Origin of the sequence: Streptomyces sp. NPDC093094 (genome assembly GCF_044754345.1) — a bacterium.
GTDB lineage: Bacteria > Actinomycetota > Actinomycetes > Streptomycetales > Streptomycetaceae > Streptomyces.
Genome location: NZ_JBIVOX010000006.1, coordinates 281735 through 298818, shown reverse-complemented (window position 1 = coordinate 298818; position 17084 = coordinate 281735). Strand labels below are relative to the sequence as shown.

15 protein-coding genes are annotated in these 17084 nt (G+C 73.9%); 8 read left to right on the top strand and 7 right to left on the bottom strand.

Annotation, left to right across the window (positions count from 1 at the left end; genetic code table 11):
• The first annotated feature begins 5 nt into the window (after positions 1–5).
• The 6 genes from ACIQGV_RS14900 to ACIQGV_RS14875 all read left to right on the top strand — a co-directional run bounded on the left by ACIQGV_RS14900 (position 6) and on the right by ACIQGV_RS14875 (position 6680).
• Positions 6–1247 (top strand): PucR family transcriptional regulator, encoded by a 1242-nt coding sequence (locus ACIQGV_RS14900; RefSeq protein WP_402494611.1) that lies wholly within the window; start codon positions 6–8, stop codon positions 1245–1247.
• Between the two features lie 509 nt (positions 1248–1756).
• Entirely contained in the window at positions 1757–2593 is an 837-nt protein-coding gene (locus tag ACIQGV_RS14895) for an ABC transporter ATP-binding protein (protein ID WP_402494610.1), read from the top strand.
• Positions 2590–3390 (top strand): ABC transporter ATP-binding protein, encoded by an 801-nt coding sequence (locus ACIQGV_RS14890; protein WP_402494608.1) that lies wholly within the window; start codon positions 2590–2592, stop codon positions 3388–3390. Before ACIQGV_RS14895 ends, ACIQGV_RS14890 begins: the two co-directional genes overlap by 4 nt.
• Positions 3387–4283 (top strand): branched-chain amino acid ABC transporter permease, encoded by an 897-nt coding sequence (locus tag ACIQGV_RS14885; RefSeq protein ID WP_402494606.1) that lies wholly within the window; start codon positions 3387–3389, stop codon positions 4281–4283. The genes ACIQGV_RS14890 and ACIQGV_RS14885 overlap by 4 nt, the downstream gene beginning before the upstream one ends.
• Entirely contained in the window at positions 4276–5406 is a 1131-nt protein-coding gene (locus ACIQGV_RS14880; RefSeq protein ID WP_402494604.1) for a branched-chain amino acid ABC transporter permease, read from the top strand. Before ACIQGV_RS14885 ends, ACIQGV_RS14880 begins: the two co-directional genes overlap by 8 nt.
• A complete protein-coding gene (locus tag ACIQGV_RS14875; protein WP_402494602.1) occupies positions 5403–6680 on the top strand; it encodes an ABC transporter substrate-binding protein in 1278 nt (425 codons plus the stop codon). Before ACIQGV_RS14880 ends, ACIQGV_RS14875 begins: the two co-directional genes overlap by 4 nt.
• A gap of 538 nt (positions 6681–7218) precedes the next feature.
• Here ACIQGV_RS14875 and tgmB read toward each other — a convergent pair.
• From tgmB to ACIQGV_RS14850, 5 genes are all read right to left on the bottom strand, one after another.
• Positions 7219–8208: an ATP-grasp ribosomal peptide maturase gene (tgmB, locus tag ACIQGV_RS14870; protein ID WP_402494600.1), complete on the bottom strand. Its 990-nt coding sequence runs from the start codon at positions 8206–8208 to the stop codon at positions 7219–7221.
• A gap of 13 nt (positions 8209–8221) precedes the next feature.
• The gene (gene tgmA, locus ACIQGV_RS14865; RefSeq protein ID WP_402494599.1) at positions 8222–8413 is read right to left on the bottom strand and encodes a putative ATP-grasp-modified RiPP; all 192 of its coding nucleotides are present in this window, start codon (positions 8411–8413) and stop codon (positions 8222–8224) included.
• Positions 8414–8685: 272 nt separating this feature from the next.
• On the bottom strand, positions 8686–8970 hold the full coding sequence (locus tag ACIQGV_RS14860; RefSeq protein ID WP_402494597.1) for a DUF1232 domain-containing protein: 285 nt from the start codon (positions 8968–8970) through the stop codon (positions 8686–8688).
• Between the two features lie 170 nt (positions 8971–9140).
• Positions 9141–10265 carry a hypothetical protein gene (locus ACIQGV_RS14855; protein WP_402494595.1) on the bottom strand — a complete coding sequence of 375 codons (1125 nt, stop codon included), beginning with the start codon at positions 10263–10265 and terminating at the stop codon, positions 9141–9143.
• Between the two features lie 639 nt (positions 10266–10904).
• On the bottom strand, positions 10905–12269 hold the full coding sequence (locus tag ACIQGV_RS14850) for an FAD-dependent oxidoreductase (protein ID WP_402494594.1): 1365 nt from the start codon (positions 12267–12269) through the stop codon (positions 10905–10907).
• Positions 12270–13106: 837 nt separating this feature from the next.
• On the opposite strand from ACIQGV_RS14850, the gene ACIQGV_RS14845 reads away from it, so the two are divergent.
• Positions 13107–13700 carry a hypothetical protein gene (locus tag ACIQGV_RS14845; protein WP_402494592.1) on the top strand — a complete coding sequence of 198 codons (594 nt, stop codon included), beginning with the start codon at positions 13107–13109 and terminating at the stop codon, positions 13698–13700.
• Positions 13701–13745: 45 nt separating this feature from the next.
• Entirely contained in the window at positions 13746–14507 is a 762-nt protein-coding gene (locus ACIQGV_RS14840) for a hypothetical protein (RefSeq protein ID WP_402494590.1), read from the top strand.
• A gap of 35 nt (positions 14508–14542) precedes the next feature.
• Here the strand turns inward: ACIQGV_RS14840 and ACIQGV_RS14835 are convergent, their stop codons facing one another.
• Positions 14543–15322, bottom strand: coding sequence for an SDR family NAD(P)-dependent oxidoreductase (locus tag ACIQGV_RS14835; protein WP_402494588.1), 780 nt, complete (start codon positions 15320–15322; stop codon positions 14543–14545).
• Between the two features lie 52 nt (positions 15323–15374).
• The gene (locus ACIQGV_RS14830) at positions 15375–16934 is read right to left on the bottom strand and encodes an APC family permease (protein WP_402494587.1); all 1560 of its coding nucleotides are present in this window, start codon (positions 16932–16934) and stop codon (positions 15375–15377) included.
• Between the last annotated feature and the right edge of the window lie 150 nt (positions 16935–17084).

Genomic DNA, 17084 nt, shown 5'->3' with positions numbered 1-17084 from the left:
CCGTGATGCACCGCGCCCTACGGCACCGTACGCCGAACCGCCCCGCACCGGCCGTCGTACCGCAGCCGCGGACGAGGCCCGTCCGGTCGCTGATCGACGCCGAGGCCATCGCCGTCCTGCACCGCGCCGCCCGCGTGCTGCACGGGGACCTGGCCGAACTGACCGACCGCCTGCTGGCCGTCGTGCAGGACCAGGAACCCGCCTACCGGGCGGCCGTGGTCGCCGACCCCGTCGGGATCTGGCAGGAGATCCACCGCTCGCTGCGGCACAGCGTCTCCTCGCTGCTCGACCCGCGCGGCTCCCGCGACGCCGCCCGCCGCTGCTCGTGGAAGATCGGCGCCACCCGCGCGGAGCAGGGCGTGCCGCTGGACGCCCTGCTGCACGCCTTCCGCCTCGGGGGCTCCCTGGTGTGGCAGCGGCTGGTGGAGGAGACCTCGCGCACCGCGCCGGAGGACGTACGCCTGCTCGTCCATGTCGCCTCCGACATCTGGAACTTCGTCGACGAGCACTGCACCCTCGTCGCCGACGCCTACCGCCAGGTCGAACGGCAGCTCGCCTGGCAGCGCGAGAACCGGGTCCGGGTGCTCGCCGCGGCCCTCCTCGACGGCACCAGCCGGATCGCCGACCTGCCCGAGACCGCGCAGGCGCTGGATCTGCCGGAGCACGGGCGGTACGCCGTCCTCGCGGTCGGCGGCGGCACCGGGCAGCGGACCGCCGGCCCGGTCCCGGGTGTGCGGGTGCACTGGCATCAGGGCGCCGAGGTGGACTACGGCATAGCGCTCGTCGGTGACGCGGACCTCCCGGCCGTCCCGGCCGGCGGCGGACTGCGGATCGGCGTGAGCGGCACCGTCTCGGGGCTGGCCGCCGTGGGGGACGCCCGCGCGCAGGCCGACCTGGCGCTCGGTCTGTGCCCGCCCGAGGGGGGCGCGGTACGGCTGGCCGAACATCTGCCGGCCGCCCTGGTCGTCTCCCGCCCGGATCTCGGCACGGCCCTCGCCGAGCAGGTGCTCGGAGCGCTGTCCGGACTCGATCCCGCCGACCGGGAGGTGCTGCTCGACACGCTCGCCGCCTGGCTGGCCTGCGACGGCTCCGCCCAGCGGGCCGGGGAGCGGCTGTACTGCCACCGCAACACCGTCCTGAACCGGCTGCGCCGGTTCGAGCAGCTGACCGGGCGGTCGCTGCAACGCCCGTCCGACGTGGTCGAGGTGAGTCTGGCCCTCACCGTGCGCAGGGTGCTGCCGCACTGAGGCGCCACCGCACCGGGGTCCTGCCGTACCGGGGTGGCACCGCACTGAGGTGGCACCGTACCGGGGTCCTGCCGTACCGGGGTGCCGCTGTACCGGGGTGGCACCGCGCGGAGGTGCCGCCGTACCGGAGTGGCACTGCACTGAGGTGTCACCGCACCGGGGTCCTGCCGTACCGGGGTGGCACCGCACTGAGGTGTCACCGCACCGGGGTCCTGCCGTACCGGGGTGCCGCTGTACCGGGGTGGCACCGCGCGGAGGTGCCGCCGCGCCGGGGCGCCATCGCATCGGGGTGTGCCCCCGTCCGTCTCGTTCCCGCCGTGGGCGGGTGCGGGCGTCCGTGCCCGGCCGCGCCCTCCCGGCAGCACCGGCCCGCACCCCGCAGGACGCCCCTGGGCGTCGGCACAACGGGGGGCCGCGCCCCCTGGTTACCCGCAGCCCTCCCGCTGATCAGCCTGTACCGCCCGCCCGCCGCCGTGCTGTCGTGAGCTCCCCGTTTCCGAGGAGCCGCGATGCCCGAAGCACCACCGGACGACGCGCCCGCGCTGCACGTCGAGAATCTCGACGTGGCCTACGGCCGGGCCCTGTCCGCACTGCGTTCCGTGTCCCTGACCGTGCCGCCCGGAGCCGTCGTGGCCCTGCTGGGCGCCAACGGCGCCGGGAAGACCACCCTGCTCAGGTCGGTCTCCGGCACCCTGCGCCTGCACCGCGGCGCGATCACGGCCGGCCGCGTACGGTACGGCGACACCGCACTGGACGGGCGCGACCCCGTCACCGCCGTGCGCGCCGGAGTCGTCCAGGTCCCCGAGGGCAGGCGGGTGTTCGCCGGGCTCACGGTCGACGAGAACCTGCGCACCGGCGGCCTCGGCCTGGGCCGGCGTGCCTCGCACCAGGTCCGCGAGGCCCGCGACCGGGTGTTCACGCTGTTCCCCCGGCTCGCCGAACGCACCCGGCAGTCCGCCGGGCTGCTCTCCGGCGGCGAGCAGCAGATGCTCGCCATCGGCCGGGCCCTGATGGCCGCACCCCGTCTGCTCCTGCTCGACGAGCCCTCGCTCGGCCTCGCCCCGCTCATGGTGCAGCGCATCGCCGAGGTGGTCCGCGAGATCAACGGGCAGGGCACGGCGGTGCTGCTCGTCGAGCAGAACGCCGGCATGGCCCTCTCGCTCGCCTCGCACGCCTACGTCCTGGAGACCGGCGAGGTCCGCCTGTCCGGCCCCGCCGGCGAACTGGCCCGCACGGACGCGGTGCGCCGCCTCTACCTCGGCGAGAGTGCCGAGGGCGACTCCGACGCCGCCACCGGCGACCGCGAAGCCCACCGCACGGACTCCGACGCCCGGGGGGCCGCGTGACCGAGCGCACCACCCCGCCGCCCGTCCTCGACGTGCACGACGTCACCGTCCGGTTCGCCGGGCTCACCGCCCTCGACGGGGTCTCCTTCACCGTCGCCCCGGGCAGCGTGCACGCCCTCATCGGACCCAACGGCGCGGGCAAGTCCACCTGCTTCAACGTCCTGTCGGGCCTGTACCGGCCGGCGTCCGGCACGGTCCGCCTCGGCGACACCGACCTGACCCGGCTCGCCCCGCACCGCATCGCCGCGCTCGGCGTGGCCCGCACCTTCCAGAACATCGTCACCACCGAGGGCACGGTCGCCGACAACCTGATGCTCGGCCGCCACGCCCTCACCCGCGCCGGGTTCGCCGCCAGCGCGCTGCGGCTGCCCGGTGCCCGCCGCGAACAGCGCGAGCACCTCGCACGCGCCCGGGAGATCGCCGAACTCACCGGACTCGGCGACCGGTTCGACGCCCCCGTCGCCGGACTGTCGTACGGCGACCGCAAGCGCGTGGAGTTCGCCCGCGCGCTGTGCCTGGAGCCGCGCGTGCTGCTGCTCGACGAACCCGTGGCCGGCATGAACGGCGCCGAACGGGCCCGCACCGCGGAGGTCGTACGGGACGTGCGCGAGCAGCTCGGTCTGTCCGTGCTGCTGGTGGAGCACGACATGGGCCTGGTCATGCGGCTGGCGGACGAGGTCACCGTCCTGGACTTCGGCCGTCGCATCGCCCACGGCACCCCCGAGGAGGTCCGGCGCGACCCCGAGGTGCTGCGCGCCTACCTCGGCGACGGCGACACGGGGGAGGAGGCGGCATGAGCGGCTTCCTCGACCACGTCCTGAACGGACTCGCCCTGGGCTCGGTGTACGCCCTCGTCGCGCTCGGTTTCGTCGTCATCTTCAAGGCGTCCGGGGTGCTCAGCTTCACCCACGGCTCCCTGCTGCTGCTCGGCGGCTACCTCACCGCCGTCCTCCACGACGACCTCGGCTTCGCCGGTGCCCTCGCGCTGGCCGTGCTGGTGACCGCGGCCGTGGCGGGCCTCCTGGACCGGCTGCTGATGCGCGCCGGTGGACAGGACCCGCACGCCGCCCATGTGCAGACGATCGTCACCATCGGCATCGACATCGTCCTGCTCACCGACCTGTCCCGGCGCATCGGCGGCGACCTGCTCGCCCTCGGCGACCCCTGGGGCGACTCCGTCACCCGTCTGGGGCCGCTGACCGTCGCCGACAGCCGCCTCGCCGCGATCGCCGTGTCCGCCGTCGTCATCGGCGCCGTGTTCGCCCTCTTCCGGTTCACCCCCTGGGGGCTGTCCCTGCGGGCGTCGGCCGAGGACCTGGAGGCCGCGGCGCTCATGGGAGTACGGCTGACCCGGGTACGGACCCTCGCCTGGTGCCTGGCGGGCGCGCTCGCCGCGCTGGCCGCGGTGTTCCTGGCCGCGTTCCCCGCCCCCGGCCTGGAGCGCACCACCGGCCAGATCGCCCTCAAGGCGTTCCCCGCCGCGATCCTCGGCGGCATGGCCTCCCCGCCCGGCGCCCTCGCGGGCAGTCTGCTGATCGGCCTCACCGAGTCGCTCGTCGCGGGCTACCAGTCCGAACTGCACGTCCTCGGCGAAGGGTTCGGCGACGTCGCCCCGTACGCCGTGATGGTGCTGGTGCTTCTGGTGCGGCCCACCGGGCTGTTCGGCGCGAAGGGAGCGGCCCGTGTCTGAACTCGCCCGCCGGGCACGGTTCCTCCTGCCCGCACTCGTCCTGTGTCTGCTGCCCTTCTACGTGGACGCGTTCTGGCTGCGCGTCGGCCTGTTCGCGATGGCCGCCGCGATCGGCGCCGTCGGTCTGGGTCTGCTGTCCGGCACCGCGGGCCAGCTCTCCCTCGGCCACGCCTTCTTCCTCGCCGTCGGTGCCTACGGCTACTCCTGGCTCGCCGGGGAACCGGGCCCGGGGCTGCCGCCCCTGCTCGCCCTCGTCCTCGCGGTGCTGCTGGCCGGAGCCGCGGGCGGGCTGTTCAGTCCGGTGGCGGGCCGGGTGCGCGGCGTCTACCTGGGCGTGGCCACCCTCGCCCTGGTCTTCCTCGGCCACCATGTGCTGCTCACCGCGGACTCCGTGACCGGCGGCTTCAACGGCCGTTCGGTGCCGCCGCTGACCGCGGGAGGCTTCGGCTTCACCGACACCGACCCCGAACTGGTCGTGCTGGGCGTGCCGTTCGGCGCCGAGGAACGCCTGTGGTACCTCGGTCTCGCGCTGCTCGCGCTGACCTGGTTCACCTCCCGGGGGATCCTCGCCGGACGTCCCGGCCGCGCGCTGGCCGCGCTGCGCGACAGCGAGACCGCGGCCGCCGTGATGGGCGTGCACGTGGCCCGTCACCGCTCCGCCGCCTTCGTCGTCTCCTCGATGTACGCGGGCCTGGCCGGGGCGCTGCTCGCCCTCGCCTTCCGCCGGATCGTGCCCGACTACTTCGGCCTCGCCCTGTCCGTCGACTATCTCGCCATGATCGTCATCGGCGGCCTGGGGTCCGTGGCCGGCGCCACCGCGGGCGCCGTCTTCGTCACCGCCCTGCCGCTGCTGATGACCCGTTACGCCGATCATCTGCCGCTGGTCGCCACACCGGGTGCGGGCGACGGAGCGGTCGGCCCGACCGAGGCGGCCCGCTATCTCTACGGCGCCGCGATCGTCGTGATCCTCCTGTACGCCCCCGACGGCCTGCACGGCCTGGCCCGCCGGCTGCGCGCCCGCCTCCGGCGCCGCCGGACGCCGTCCCCGGCCCCCGCCACCGCTTCCTCCTCCACCACCCTCCCTCCCGCCACCGCCGTACGAGCCAAGGAGCACACCCCGTGAACGTCACGCACCCCCGCCGGCCCGCCCGTCTCCTGCTCGCCTCGGCCCTGGCGGCACTGCTCCTCACCTCCACCGCGTGCAGCTCCAAGGCCGGCGGCGACAGCACCGGCGACGGCGCCGACGGCGTCAAGTCCGGCCCCGGCGTCACCGACAAGACCGTCAAGCTGGGCGCACTGACCGACCTGACCGGCCCGTACGCCACCCTCGGCAAGTCGATCGTGCAGGCGCAGAAGATGTGGGCCGACGAGACCAACGCCGCGGGCGGCATCTGCGGCCGCAAGGTCGAGATCGTCGTCGAGGACCACGGCTACGACGTGCAGAAGGCGGTGACCGCCTACGCCGACATCTCGCCCGACGTCGTCGCGCTGCCGCAGGTCATCGGCTCACCGGTGGTGGCCGCGCTGCTCGACGACATCGAGCGCGACAAGATGCTGACCTTCCCGCAGGCATGGGCCGCCTCCCTGCTCGGCAAGCAGTCGGTGCAGGTGCTCGGCACCACCTACGACCTCGACATGATCGCCGCCGTGGACTTCCTCACCCGCACCAAGGGCCTGAAGAAGGGCGACTCCGTCGGCCACGTCTACTTCGAGGGCGACTACGGCGCCAACGCGCTGGAGGGCTCCACCTGGGCGGCCGAGCGGGCCGGGCTGAAGGTGGTCGACCAGAAGATCAAGGCGACGGACACCGACCTGTCCGCCCAGGTCTCGGCGCTGCGCAAGGCCGGGGTCAAGGCCATTCTGATCAGCGCCGGGCCCGCCCAGACCGCCTCCCTCGCCGGCGTGGCCGCCTCCCGGGGGCTGCTGGTGCCGATCGTCAGCAACGCCCCCGGGTACGCCCCGCAGCTGCTGAAGACGCCCGCCGCGAAGGCGCTCCTCGGCCTGCTCAGCGTGGTCAGCGGCGCCCCGGCCGTCAGCACCGACCTGCCCGGGGTGCAGAAGATGGTGGCGGCGTACGGGAAGAAGTTCCCGGGCTCCCCGGTCGACTCCGGTGTGCTCTCCGGCTACAACGCCGCCCAGTTGATGGGCGCCGACCTGAAGAAGGCGTGCGCGGCGGGCAGTCTCGCGCGCGAGGACGTGATCAAGGCGCACCGGTCGCAGCAGAACGCCGACACCGGGCTCGGCTCCCCGCAGGACTTCTCGGACGTCGACCGGCCCGCCGGCCTGAAGACGTACGTGCTGAAGCCGGACGCGAAGGCCGTCGGCGGACTCGTCGGCGTGGAGGACGCCCACACCGCGCCGGGAGTGGAGGAGTACCTGAAGTCGCGTACGTCCTGAATCCGGGGGAAGGGTCCTCACCGGCCGGGCGCATGGGACGGCAGGCGCTTGCCGCACAGGTGGCACACCGGAGAGGACCCCGCCCGCACACTCGTCCATCTGTTCCGCCCCGACCGCCGGCGGCCCGCCGCCGCGGCCGGGGTCTTCACCGTCGGACACGGCCCGACACGGCTGCTCCCCCTGATCACGGCCACCGTCGTCGAGCACCGGCCGATCACCGGCCCGCGGATGGGCACCGGGTTCATCAGGGTCGTCCTGCCGGTCGACCACCCCTTGGACCCGCTCCACGTCCGTCTGCGGTACGGCCGCGTCCTGGAGACGGGCACCCACGGGCAACTCCTCGCCCGGGGCGGCGCGTACACGGGCCTGTGCAGCGGCCGGGCGGCCTCGTGGGGGCCTTGTGGCGGCGGAGGGCGGGTTCTCCGCGTCCTCGCGTCGCTCCCGGCCGGAGGGCGGGTGCCCCGGACCCGCCGGGGCCGCGGCTCGGACGCGCTGCCGGACAGGGGGACCGGCGGCGCGTCGGGGGCGGGGGGATCCGTCAGGGCACGGCCGCGTTCGTGCCGCCACGGCCCCGCTGGCGGGGAAGGGACGGGGGCTTGAGCGCCAGCCACTCGGCGATCGTGCGGGAGATCGGCTGGTTCGTCTCGACCTCGACGAAGCCGAACTGCCCCGACTGGTTGCACTCCAGGAACCACCAGGTGCCGTCGCCGTCCTCGACGAAGTCGAAGGCGCCGTAGGCGAGTTCCGCCTCGCGCAGATACGCGAGCACCGACTCGGCGATCCGCGGCGGCACGTCCACCGGCCGCCAGGGCTCACCCGATGTGACGAATCGCACATCCACTTCGTCCGGATCCGCGTCCTCGGCGGCGGCCTTGCGGGCGGCCAGCAGCCGCTCGCCCACCGCGGTCAGACGGATGTCCGCCCGCTTGGCGATCCGCCGCTGCAGCAGCGTCGGGCCGTACGCCACCGCCGAGAAGTCGGTGCCGGGCGCCACCCTGCTGGTCGGCACCGCCCGCGGCGGCTCCTGCGGATGCGCTCCGGACACCGGCTTGACCACCAGGTCCGGGAACCGCTCGGCGAACTCCCGCGCGGCCTGCGGGAACGTGGTGATCAGCGTGGCCGGCACCGGCAGCCCCGTGCGCTGGGCGAGCCGCAGCTGCCAGGGCTTGTACCGGGCCCGGGCGGCCGCGTCCGGATGGTTCATCCAGCGTGCGGCGCTGCCCCGCAGCATGCCGTAGAGCGCCTGCGAGGACTCCTCGCTCAGCCACTGCGACGGCTCGGCCACCCGGGCCGCCGGCACCCCCGGCCGGCGCACCCAGACGGACCGCAGCCCGTCGACACTCACCAGGCGTCCCGAGGACCACAGATGCCCGCGGAAGGCGCCGTGCACGTACTCGCCCGAGAGCGCGACCTGGCCGGTGAGATCGGCGGGATCCAGGCGCAGCACCGGCACCCCGGCGGCGTGCAGATGGACGACCACCATGTCCGCCGTCACATCCAGCTCCGAGGTCAGGATCAGAACGGTCATCGACGTTCCGTGTTCAGTCGTCGAAGTGCGTCTTGGAGCCCGCGGTGGACGTCGTCGTCCCCAACTCTCTCAGCAGGGCGAGATCGGTGGCGGCGATCCGTCCGTCGAGGAGCACGTTCAACTGCAGTCCGGAGTCATACGCGTACGCTGCGGTGACGTCCAACTCCACTGCAGGGCGTGCGTAGTTGAGCGCGAACGGTTGCATGGTCTCTCCCTCGTCGGTGCTGCTCCGGACAAGTCCCGTCGCAGGCCGCTGTCTTGCTTCGCCCCATCGATCTTGCAGGGGCTTCCATCACTTATACGAATCGAACGAGTGAATGGTTTCGTCACACTCCGTGTCCACGGGCGTGGCGGTCGCTCTGAACCTGAGACGGCCGGGGCCGTCCGGCGGTTGACTGAACGTGAGAGAACAGACGTGCGTGCCCGGGGCGCGGGCCGCCACCGGTCGGGACGGCGCCGCGCTGTGCGACGGTTCCGTCACACGGGGTCGTCCGAGTGCCTGAGGGGAGCGCGCAGGGCGCGCAGGGCCAGGAGCAGTGCGCCGATGTCGTCCAGGTACACGGGGTCGGGAAGCAGATCGGTGGGCAGGACGAAGTAGCAGACGGCCGCCCAGAAGACCCAGCGGGGCCCGGTCGGGAGGCCGGCGCGCCGCAGTCCGCGGCGGGTGCGCACCAGCCGGACCAGCAGCGCGAGGGCCGCGGCCAGGACGAGCGCCGCGAGCACCGCCGCGACGGCGGCGAGCGCGAGGGTGGTCGAATCCACGGTGCCCTCCTGTGTCCGGTGCGAACTGTGTGGCCGTTCGGCGCGTGCGGCGGCCGTGCGCCCCCGTCGCGCACGCGCAACTACAGGATTACCCCCTACGGCCGCTGTATTGCCGCGCCGGAGGAAGGTCACACTCCCCGGGGGTGGGGCGCGCGCCTGTACGCCTCTTCTCAGCCCGCCGCGGGGGCGTCCCCGTCGCCGGGGCCCTCGCCCGTGCGCCGGGCGCGGGAGGAGCCCCTGAAGCGCTCCAGGGTGCGGGTCAGCTGCTGCAGCGGGGAGGCGGTCGCGGACTGTGCGGCCGCCGGCCGGTCACCGGCCGCCTCCCGGTAGGCGGCCAGGGCCTCGTTCGCCTGTTCGGCGGCCTCCCGGTAGAGGTCCCGCGACCGGGTCATCGCCTCCAGCGCCTCGGCGTACATGGCGACGAGCCTGCGCTCACGGGCCAGCTCCTCCTCCAGGGTCAGCAGACGCCAGTCCTCGCGCAGCGCGGTGAGCGCCTCGTCGGCCTCGGCTGACAGCGGCCGGGGCAGGGCCGCGAAACGTGTCACCGCGGCGATCAGCTCGGCGGGCTCCGAACCGTCGAGGAAGACGCTGCGCAGGGAGAAGTCGTCGCCGTCGTACGCGGGCGGGGCGGGCTCGCCGGGCAGCACGAGGGCGCCGCCGCGCGGCACCCGCAGGCCGAGGTCCTTCAGGGCGTAGTTGACGGCCCGCAGCTGATGGGGCGCCGCGCGGTGCTCCACCACACGGTGGCGCAGCCCGGACGGCAGACGGCTCGCCAGCGGCACCCGCCCGCTCTCGTCCGGCGTCATCGCCTCGTGGACGACGACATGGACCGCCCAGCCGGACCGCGCGGCACCCTTGAGGGCACGTCGCAGGTCCTTCTCGTCCTCGGGCAGCGGGTTGAGCCCGGTCAGCGACAGCCCGGCGCCGGTCTCGGCGGCCCACTCGGACTCCGTGTCCTCGGGCCAGAACATGTCGGCGGGCGACGGCCACGCGAGGTCCCAGCCCCGCTCCGCCTCCGCGGCCAGCGTCCACACCCGCCCCGCCTGTGTGCCCGGCGCGAGCGTCAGACGCGCCCGCACGGTCACCTCGGCCACGGGCCGCCAGCGCGCCTCGAACATCCGATCGGGGGAGTTCTCGGCGGCGGGCACCTCCAGGTGGCCGTCGAGCGTACCGGCGTCCGCGAGCTGGCGCAGCCGCGCGCGTACGGCGCCTTCCGCGCCGGGTCCGACGTGGCGGCCGCGGGCCAGCCACACCGCAGGAGGGATCATCGGGCGGACGGTGGGGGAGGTCGGCATGGGTCCATGGGGGGAGGGGGCGTGGTCCGGCTGCCAGTATCCCCGCTGCCGGCCGCCGGCGATCACCCGGGGTGCCCGCCGCACCGGCTTTCCGGCGCGCACACGGGGTGTGCGGGGCGGACACGGGGTGCGGGGCGTGCGCCCCACACCACCCCGGTTCACCTCTGCCCCGGACCGCGGCACGGGGCCACAATCCCGGGAACGGACAGGACCCGTCCACCATCCGCCTCGGGGCGGGCCCTGCCCGTACGGCAGTTCACGTGTGGCCGCCGGCCGTCGTCGTGGCGGCCGGGCGTGCCGGTACGGGCCGCGCCGGTACGAGCCCGGCCGGGCGCCGCCGTGGCGGTGGCGCGCAGGTGCCGGCGTCGCCGGCAGGAGCGGGCCGCGCGCCGGCACGTGGCCCGCCGCAGGCCGTCTGCCGCACGCTCGCCGCAGGTCCTCGTGCGCGAGGTCCGGCGGCACGCACGGCGGGCCCCGCGCGGCCGTCGGCCGTCGTCATGACGGCCGCGCGCGGACGCCCGCCCTCGTGAGCGGCCGGGCGCCGACGTCGGCCAGGGAGGGGCTGCGCGTCGGCGCCCGGCTCGGGGAGGACCGCGCGCGTGCCCCCGGCCCGGTGGGGCCGAGGGCGCTCCGGTGGGGTTACGCGCCGCTCGCGCGGAGCATGTCCTCGCGTTCGACGATCTTCACCCGCTCGCGGCCCTGCGGTTCGCCCAGGGCCTTCTCGGCGGCGTCCAGGCGGTACCAGCCCTCCCAGGTGGTGACGCGCAGGCCGCGTTCGGCCAGGAACGCGTCCACGGCCTCCGGGGCGGGCGAGACGGGCGTCTGGAGGCGCCCGCCCGCGAAGTCGTCCAGCAGGTTCGCCACGGTCTCGTTGGCGTCGCCCTTGGTGTGGCCGATGAGACCCACCGGGCCACGCCGGATCCAGCCGGTGACGTACACGGACGGCAGGTGGGTGCCGCCCTCCTCGACGACCCGGCCGCCCTGGTCGGGGACGGTGCCCGAGTCGATGTCCCAGGGCAGCTTGGGGAGCTTGTCGGAGAGGTAGCCGACCGCGCGGTACACCGCGGAGACGTCCCAGTCGGTGAACTGGCCGGTGCCCTTGACGTTGCCGGTGCCGTCCAGCTCGGTGCGCTCGGTGCGCAGGCCCACGACCTTGCCGTCCTCGCCGAGGATCTCCGTCGGCGACTCGAAGAAGTGCAGGTAGAGCTTGTGCGGGCGGTCGCCGGTGTCGCGGATCGCCCAGTTCTCCAGGGTCTTGGCGACCATGTCGACCTGCTTGTTGCCGCGTCGCTCGGCGATCGAGCCGTCGTCGTAGTCGATGTCCTCGGGGTTGACGACGACCTCGATGTTCGGCGAGTGGTCCAGCTCGCGCAGCTCCATCGGGCTGAACTTCGCCTGCGCCGGGCCGCGGCGGCCGAAGACGTGGATCTCGACGGCCTTGTTCGCCTTCAGGCCCTCGTAGACGTTCGCGGGTATCTCGGTCGGCAGCAGCTCGTCGGCCGTCTTCGCCAGGATGCGGGAGATGTCGAGGGCCACGTTGCCGACGCCCAGGACGGCGACCTTCTCCGCCTCCAGCGGCCAGGTGCGCGGCACGTCCGGGTGGCCGTCGTACCAGGAGGCGAAGTCGGCGGCACCGTAGGAACCGTCGAGTTCGACGCCGGGGATGTTCAGCTCGCGGTCGGCCATGGCGCCGGTCGAGAAGATCACCCCGTCGTAGAAGGCGCGGAGGTCGTCGAGGTGGACGTCGGTGCCGTAGTTCACATTGCCGAACAGGCGGACCTGCGGCTTGTCGAGCACCTGGTGCAGGGCCGTGATGATGCCCTTGATGCGGGGGTGGTCGGGGGCGACGCCGTACCGGATGAGTCCGAACGGGGCCGGCATGCGCTCGAAGATGTCGATGGACACACCGGGCTCGGCGGCCACGTCGGACTTCAGCAGGGCGTCCGCGGCGTAGATACCGGCGGGGCCGGCACCGACGATGGCTACCCGCAGGGGGCGGGACATGTTCAGGTTCCCTTCGAGCGATGACAAGCGATCTTCGGGGGAATCCTAAACTAAGGCAAACCTAACCTGGTACGGGGGTCCGGTCTATGGGCTCATAAGCCTCGTTTATGGATCCTCAAACACCCCCTTGGGGTGCCGGAAGCCCGACGGGCAGCGGGTTCTCCTCGGCGGAACGGCGGATCTCCGAGGCGAGGGCCCTGGGGTGTCCAGCGGGACCAGGGTCCGGGCGTCCGGGATCTCGGCGTACCGGCAGTCGGGCGGCAGTTCGGCGGGGCGGCGGCCCGTGGCGGGTGGCACCATCCGGTCCTCGGCGCCCCGGGCGACCGGCGCGGGCCGGGTGAAGGAGGGCAGTCGCCCGGCCGCCCGCGGACAGCGGTCGGGATCGCCGCTCCGGCAGAACTCGGCGAAGTCCCGGCGGATCTCGCGATTCTTCAGCACCGGCCCGTACCGGCGCGCGATCAGCTCTTTCGGCTTCGCCGGCCCCTGCCCGATCGCGACCGTGGCGATGGAGCCGGCCGGTACGAGTGAGCGGCTCCGGCGGGATCCCCGGACCGGCCGCACGTGAGACGGTCACCTCGGTGATCGCGCTGCTGGAGGGCGCCTTCATGCGGGGCCGCGCCACCCGCAGCACCGGGCCGGTCGTCATGGCGGGCGGAGCGGCCGAGGCTGTCGTGCGCGCGGCGTCGGTCCGGGCCGTGCAGGGGCATCGGTCGCGTCGGCCTGCGGCGGTTCCGGGAGGGCGGGGCGCGGCGGGGGGCGGCCGTCCGGTGCCCGTGACTCCGCCCGAGGAAGATCGTTCTTTCAGCTCGATGGATCGTTGCGAAAGGGGAACGGCCCGTGAGCTGCTGGATCGCCGTCGGCCTCGGCACCGTCGCCGTGCTCGTCCCGCTGCCCGGGGCCGGCGTGCACGTGCAGGCGCGGGCCGGTGAGGCGGAGGCCGACGTACGGGCGGGGATCTGTGCCCCCGACGCGGAGCCCGAGCCCACGGAGGACGCCGGGGCACCGGTGGCGCAGCCGGCCGGGCCCGCGGCGCCCGGCGCGGAGGGCGTACCGCGGCCGTCGCCGGCCCCGGCGCGACCGGCCCCGCCGACGACCCGGGCCGACGGCCCGGCGCCGGTTCCGGTCTCCGGGCCCGCCCGCCTCGTACCCGCTCCTCCCGCCCCGTCCGCGGTCCCCGCCCCCGAAGCCCTCGCCCCCGAGGCGCCTCCCGTGCGTGCCCCGGACCCCGGGCCGGCCGCCGCTCCGCCGGCACCGCATCCGCCGGCACCCCTCCCCGACCCGTTCGGCGGGGTGCCCCTGCACCACAAGGCCGCCGCCGCGGAGCGCAGGACGGCGGGCGGACTCCCGCTGGTCACCACCAGCACGGTCGTGACCATCCCGGCCGTCCTGGCCGCCGCGGCCCTCCGTCCGGGCCGGCGCCGGCGCGCCTGACCCGCACACACCCCTCACCACCTCGCCCGCCCCTTGGAGTCCTCCGTGCCGGAATGGCTGATCTACACCGTGGCCGCCCTCATGGTCTGTGCGCTCGTCGTCGCCGCGACCGTCGTACGTCACCGCAGAGTCGACGCCGACGAGGACACGTCCGAGACGCCGGACGTGCTGGAGTACATGGTGATGATGGTCGGCGTGGTCTACGCGATCGTCCTCGGCCTCGCGATCGCCGGAGTGTGGGAGGCACGCGGGGCCGCCGAGGACACCGTGCGCCGCGAGGCGCTCGCGCTGCACGAGATCGACCAGCGGGTCGACGTCTACCCGGCCGCCTTCCGTGACCAGGTGCGCGGCCACATCGACGCCTACGCCCGCCACGCCGTGTCGGCGGAGTGGCCGGCCATGGAGCAGGACACCGAGCCCGGCCCCACCGGAGCCGAGCTGCTCGGCCGGATCCGCACCGACCTCGCCCACCGGACGCCCTCCGACGCCCTCCAGGCCCAGGCGTACCAGCCGCTCCTCGACGAGGTGGCCGCCGCCGACGTCGCCCGGCACGAGCGGCTGGACAGCGCGGGCACCACCCTGCCGGGTGTCGTCTGGTTCGGGCTGGTCGCCGGCGGGTTCGTCACGCTCGGTCTGCTCTTCGCCCTCCAGATCCGCCGCTCCGCCCGGGAGCTGATGCTGGCCACCGCCTTCAGCGCGCTCGTCGTCTTCCTGCTCTTCATGGTGTGGAGCTTCGACGCGCCCTTCGGCCACTCCGGCGCCGAGTCCGCGGAACCCCTGCGGGAGCTGTATCTGTCACGGGTGTGACGCCGGCCGCCGGGCGGACGGGAGGAAGCCGTCGCTCAGTGCACCGACAGTCCGCCGTCGACGAAGACCGACTGGCCCGTGACGTAGGCGGAGGCGCGGCTCGCCAGGAACACGGCCGCGCCGGCGAAGTCCTCGGGACGCCCGTTGCGGCCGACCATGGTGCGCGCGGCCAGCTCCGCCATCTTGTCCGGGTCGGCCTGGAGCCGCGCGTTCAGCGGGGTCGGCACGAACCCTGGCACGAGGGTGTTGCAGGTGACGCCGTGCGGGGACCACGCCTCCGCCTGGGAGCGGGCCAGCGACTCCAGGCCGCCCTTGGACACTCCGTAGGCGCCGCTCTGCACGAACGCCCGGTGCGCCTGCTGCGAGGTGATGTGGATGATCCGCCCGAAGCCGCGCTCGGCCATGCCCGGGCCGAAGCGCCGTCCGAGGAGGAAGGGGGCCTCCAGGTTCACCGCCATGGTGGTGTCCCAGACCTCGTCGGACAGCTCGCCGAGGGGCGGCCGCAGGTTGACGCCCGCGGAGTTGACGAGGATGTCGGGCTCGCCGTAGACCGCCGCGGCCTGTTCGGCGGCCGTCCGGACACCCTCGCGGGTGCCCAGATCGGCGCTCACCCAGGCCGCCCGGCATCCGTCCGCCGTCAGTTCGGCCACGGTCTCGGCCAGTTCGGCCTCGCGGCGGGCGATCACCACGACACTCGCCCCGGCGCGGGCCAGGGCGCCCGCGACGGCCCGTCCGATCCCGGAGCTGCCGCCGGTGACGAGCGCGACCCGCCCCTCCAGGGAGAACAGCTCGGACAGATACGCGTCATTGATCATGCCCACACCCTAGAGGGGCGGTCACCGCCGCGGCGTCGTGTCCGGATCCCGGTCAGTCCTCGGCGGCCAGGGCCGGAGTCGACCTGGTGAGCACCTCGCCGCGGAAGAAGGCCGGGCTGCGGCGCTGCATCACGAGCATGACGGCCACGCCGACGGCGAGCAGGCCGACGCCGATGACGAACACCGAGCCCACCCCGAGGACCGAGGAGCCGCTGCCGTAGGCCGGGTCCCACATGTCGATCAGCGTCTTGGCGAACACGGCCGTCAGCAGGGCGCCGCCGACCACCGGGAACAGGCCCTTGAAGAGCAGGTCGCGGCCGGACCTCAGCAGGTCCGCGCGGAAGTACCAGGCGCAGGCGAAGGCGGTGAGCGCGTAGTAGAAGCAGATCATCAGGCCGAGCGCGTAGATCGTGTCGACCAGGACGTGCTCGCTGACCAGCGTCATGACGGTGTAGAACACACCGGTGGCGATGCCGGAGGTGACCGTGGCCCGGCCGGGCGTCCTGAACCGCGGGTGCACCTCGGCGTAGGAGGCGGGCAGCGCGGCGTACGTCGACATCGCCAGCACCGTGCGGGCGACCGGGATGAACGTGGTCTGGAGGCTGGCCGCCGCCGACGCGAGGACGGCGACGAACAGCAGGACGCCCAGCGCCGGGCCCATCACCGGACCGGCCAGCGCCGCGAACACGTTGTCCGAGGTGTCCGGGTTTGCGAGGCCGAGGCCCCGGCCGCCGGAGCCGACGACCATCTGGGCGGCCACGCCGGTGGCGAGGTAGGAGCCGACCAGCACGACCATGGCGATCAGCGCGGCGCGGCCGGGGGTGCGGCTGCTGCCGCTGGTCTCCTCGTTGGCGGTCAGACAGGCGTCCCAGCCCCAGTACATGAAGATCGACAGGGACAGGCCCGCGGTGAACGCGGCGAACGATCCGACCGCGAACGGGTTGAGCCAGGACCAGGAGAAGCCGGCGCCGGTCGGGAAGTCGGCACTGCCCGCCTTGGAGAAGGCCATCGCCACGAACACGGCGAGCACCAGCAGCTGCAGTCCCACCAGCGTGTACTGCACGCCCTTGGTGGCGGTCATGCCGCGGTAGCTGATCACCGTGGCGGCCGCGATCAGCGCCAGGCAGGTGACGATGTGGACGGCCTTGTTCCCGTCGAGCGCGGCCACCGACCCGCTGCCGGTGATCTCGCCCGCGAGGAGCCAGAAGTACGAGGTCGCCACGCCGGCCAGGTTCGACAGCACGATGATCGTCGCGATCACCAGGCCCCACCCGCACATCCAGCCCACCCGTGGCCCGAACGCCTTCACGGTCCAGGTGAAGGAGGTGCCGCAGTCCGGCATCGCCTTGTTCAGCTCGCGGTAGGCGAAGGCCACGAGGAGCATCGGCAGGAAGCCGGCGAGGAACACGGCCGGCATCTGGAGGCCGACCTCGCCCGCGGTGGATCCCAGGGTGGAGGTGAGGCAGTACACCGGGGCGACGGTGGAGACGCCGATGACCGCGCTGCCCAGCAGGCCGACGGAGTTTCCGCTCAGGCCCTTGGTGCGCATGCCTTCGACGGAGCGCCCGCCGCCGTCGTCCGCGGCCGGGGGCCGTACGTCCAGCTGAGTCATGGACAGGACGTTAAGTTCTGCGGTTTCCGTGCCGGACGAATCGCACCGTGCGGGGCTCTCGCGGACACGCCTCGTTCATTCAATGGTGAATCACTTGACTTACCTTGGTTTCCAAGGATGAGCGGCGAAATGTTCTGCGTCCTCAGGATG

What these genes read in the sequence shown, in the direction of transcription:
- ACIQGV_RS14885 (WP_402494606.1), top strand. Translation starts at nt 3,387, where the DNA reads ATGAGCGGCTTCCTCGACCACGTCCTGAACGGACTCGCCCTGGGCTCG.
- tgmA (WP_402494599.1), bottom strand. Translation starts at nt 8,413, where the DNA reads ATGCAACCGTTCGCGCTCAACTACGCACGCCCTGCAGTGGAGTTGGAC.
- ACIQGV_RS14855 (WP_402494595.1), bottom strand. Translation starts at nt 10,265, where the DNA reads ATGCCGACCTCCCCCACCGTCCGCCCGATGATCCCTCCTGCGGTGTGG.
- tgmB (WP_402494600.1), bottom strand. Translation starts at nt 8,208, where the DNA reads ATGACCGTTCTGATCCTGACCTCGGAGCTGGATGTGACGGCGGACATG.
- ACIQGV_RS14900 (WP_402494611.1), top strand. Translation starts at nt 6, where the DNA reads ATGCACCGCGCCCTACGGCACCGTACGCCGAACCGCCCCGCACCGGCC.
- ACIQGV_RS14835 (WP_402494588.1), bottom strand. Translation starts at nt 15,322, where the DNA reads ATGATCAATGACGCGTATCTGTCCGAGCTGTTCTCCCTGGAGGGGCGG.
- ACIQGV_RS14850 (WP_402494594.1), bottom strand. Translation starts at nt 12,269, where the DNA reads ATGTCCCGCCCCCTGCGGGTAGCCATCGTCGGTGCCGGCCCCGCCGGT.
- ACIQGV_RS14895 (WP_402494610.1), top strand. Translation starts at nt 1,757, where the DNA reads ATGCCCGAAGCACCACCGGACGACGCGCCCGCGCTGCACGTCGAGAAT.
- ACIQGV_RS14830 (WP_402494587.1), bottom strand. Translation starts at nt 16,934, where the DNA reads ATGACTCAGCTGGACGTACGGCCCCCGGCCGCGGACGACGGCGGCGGG.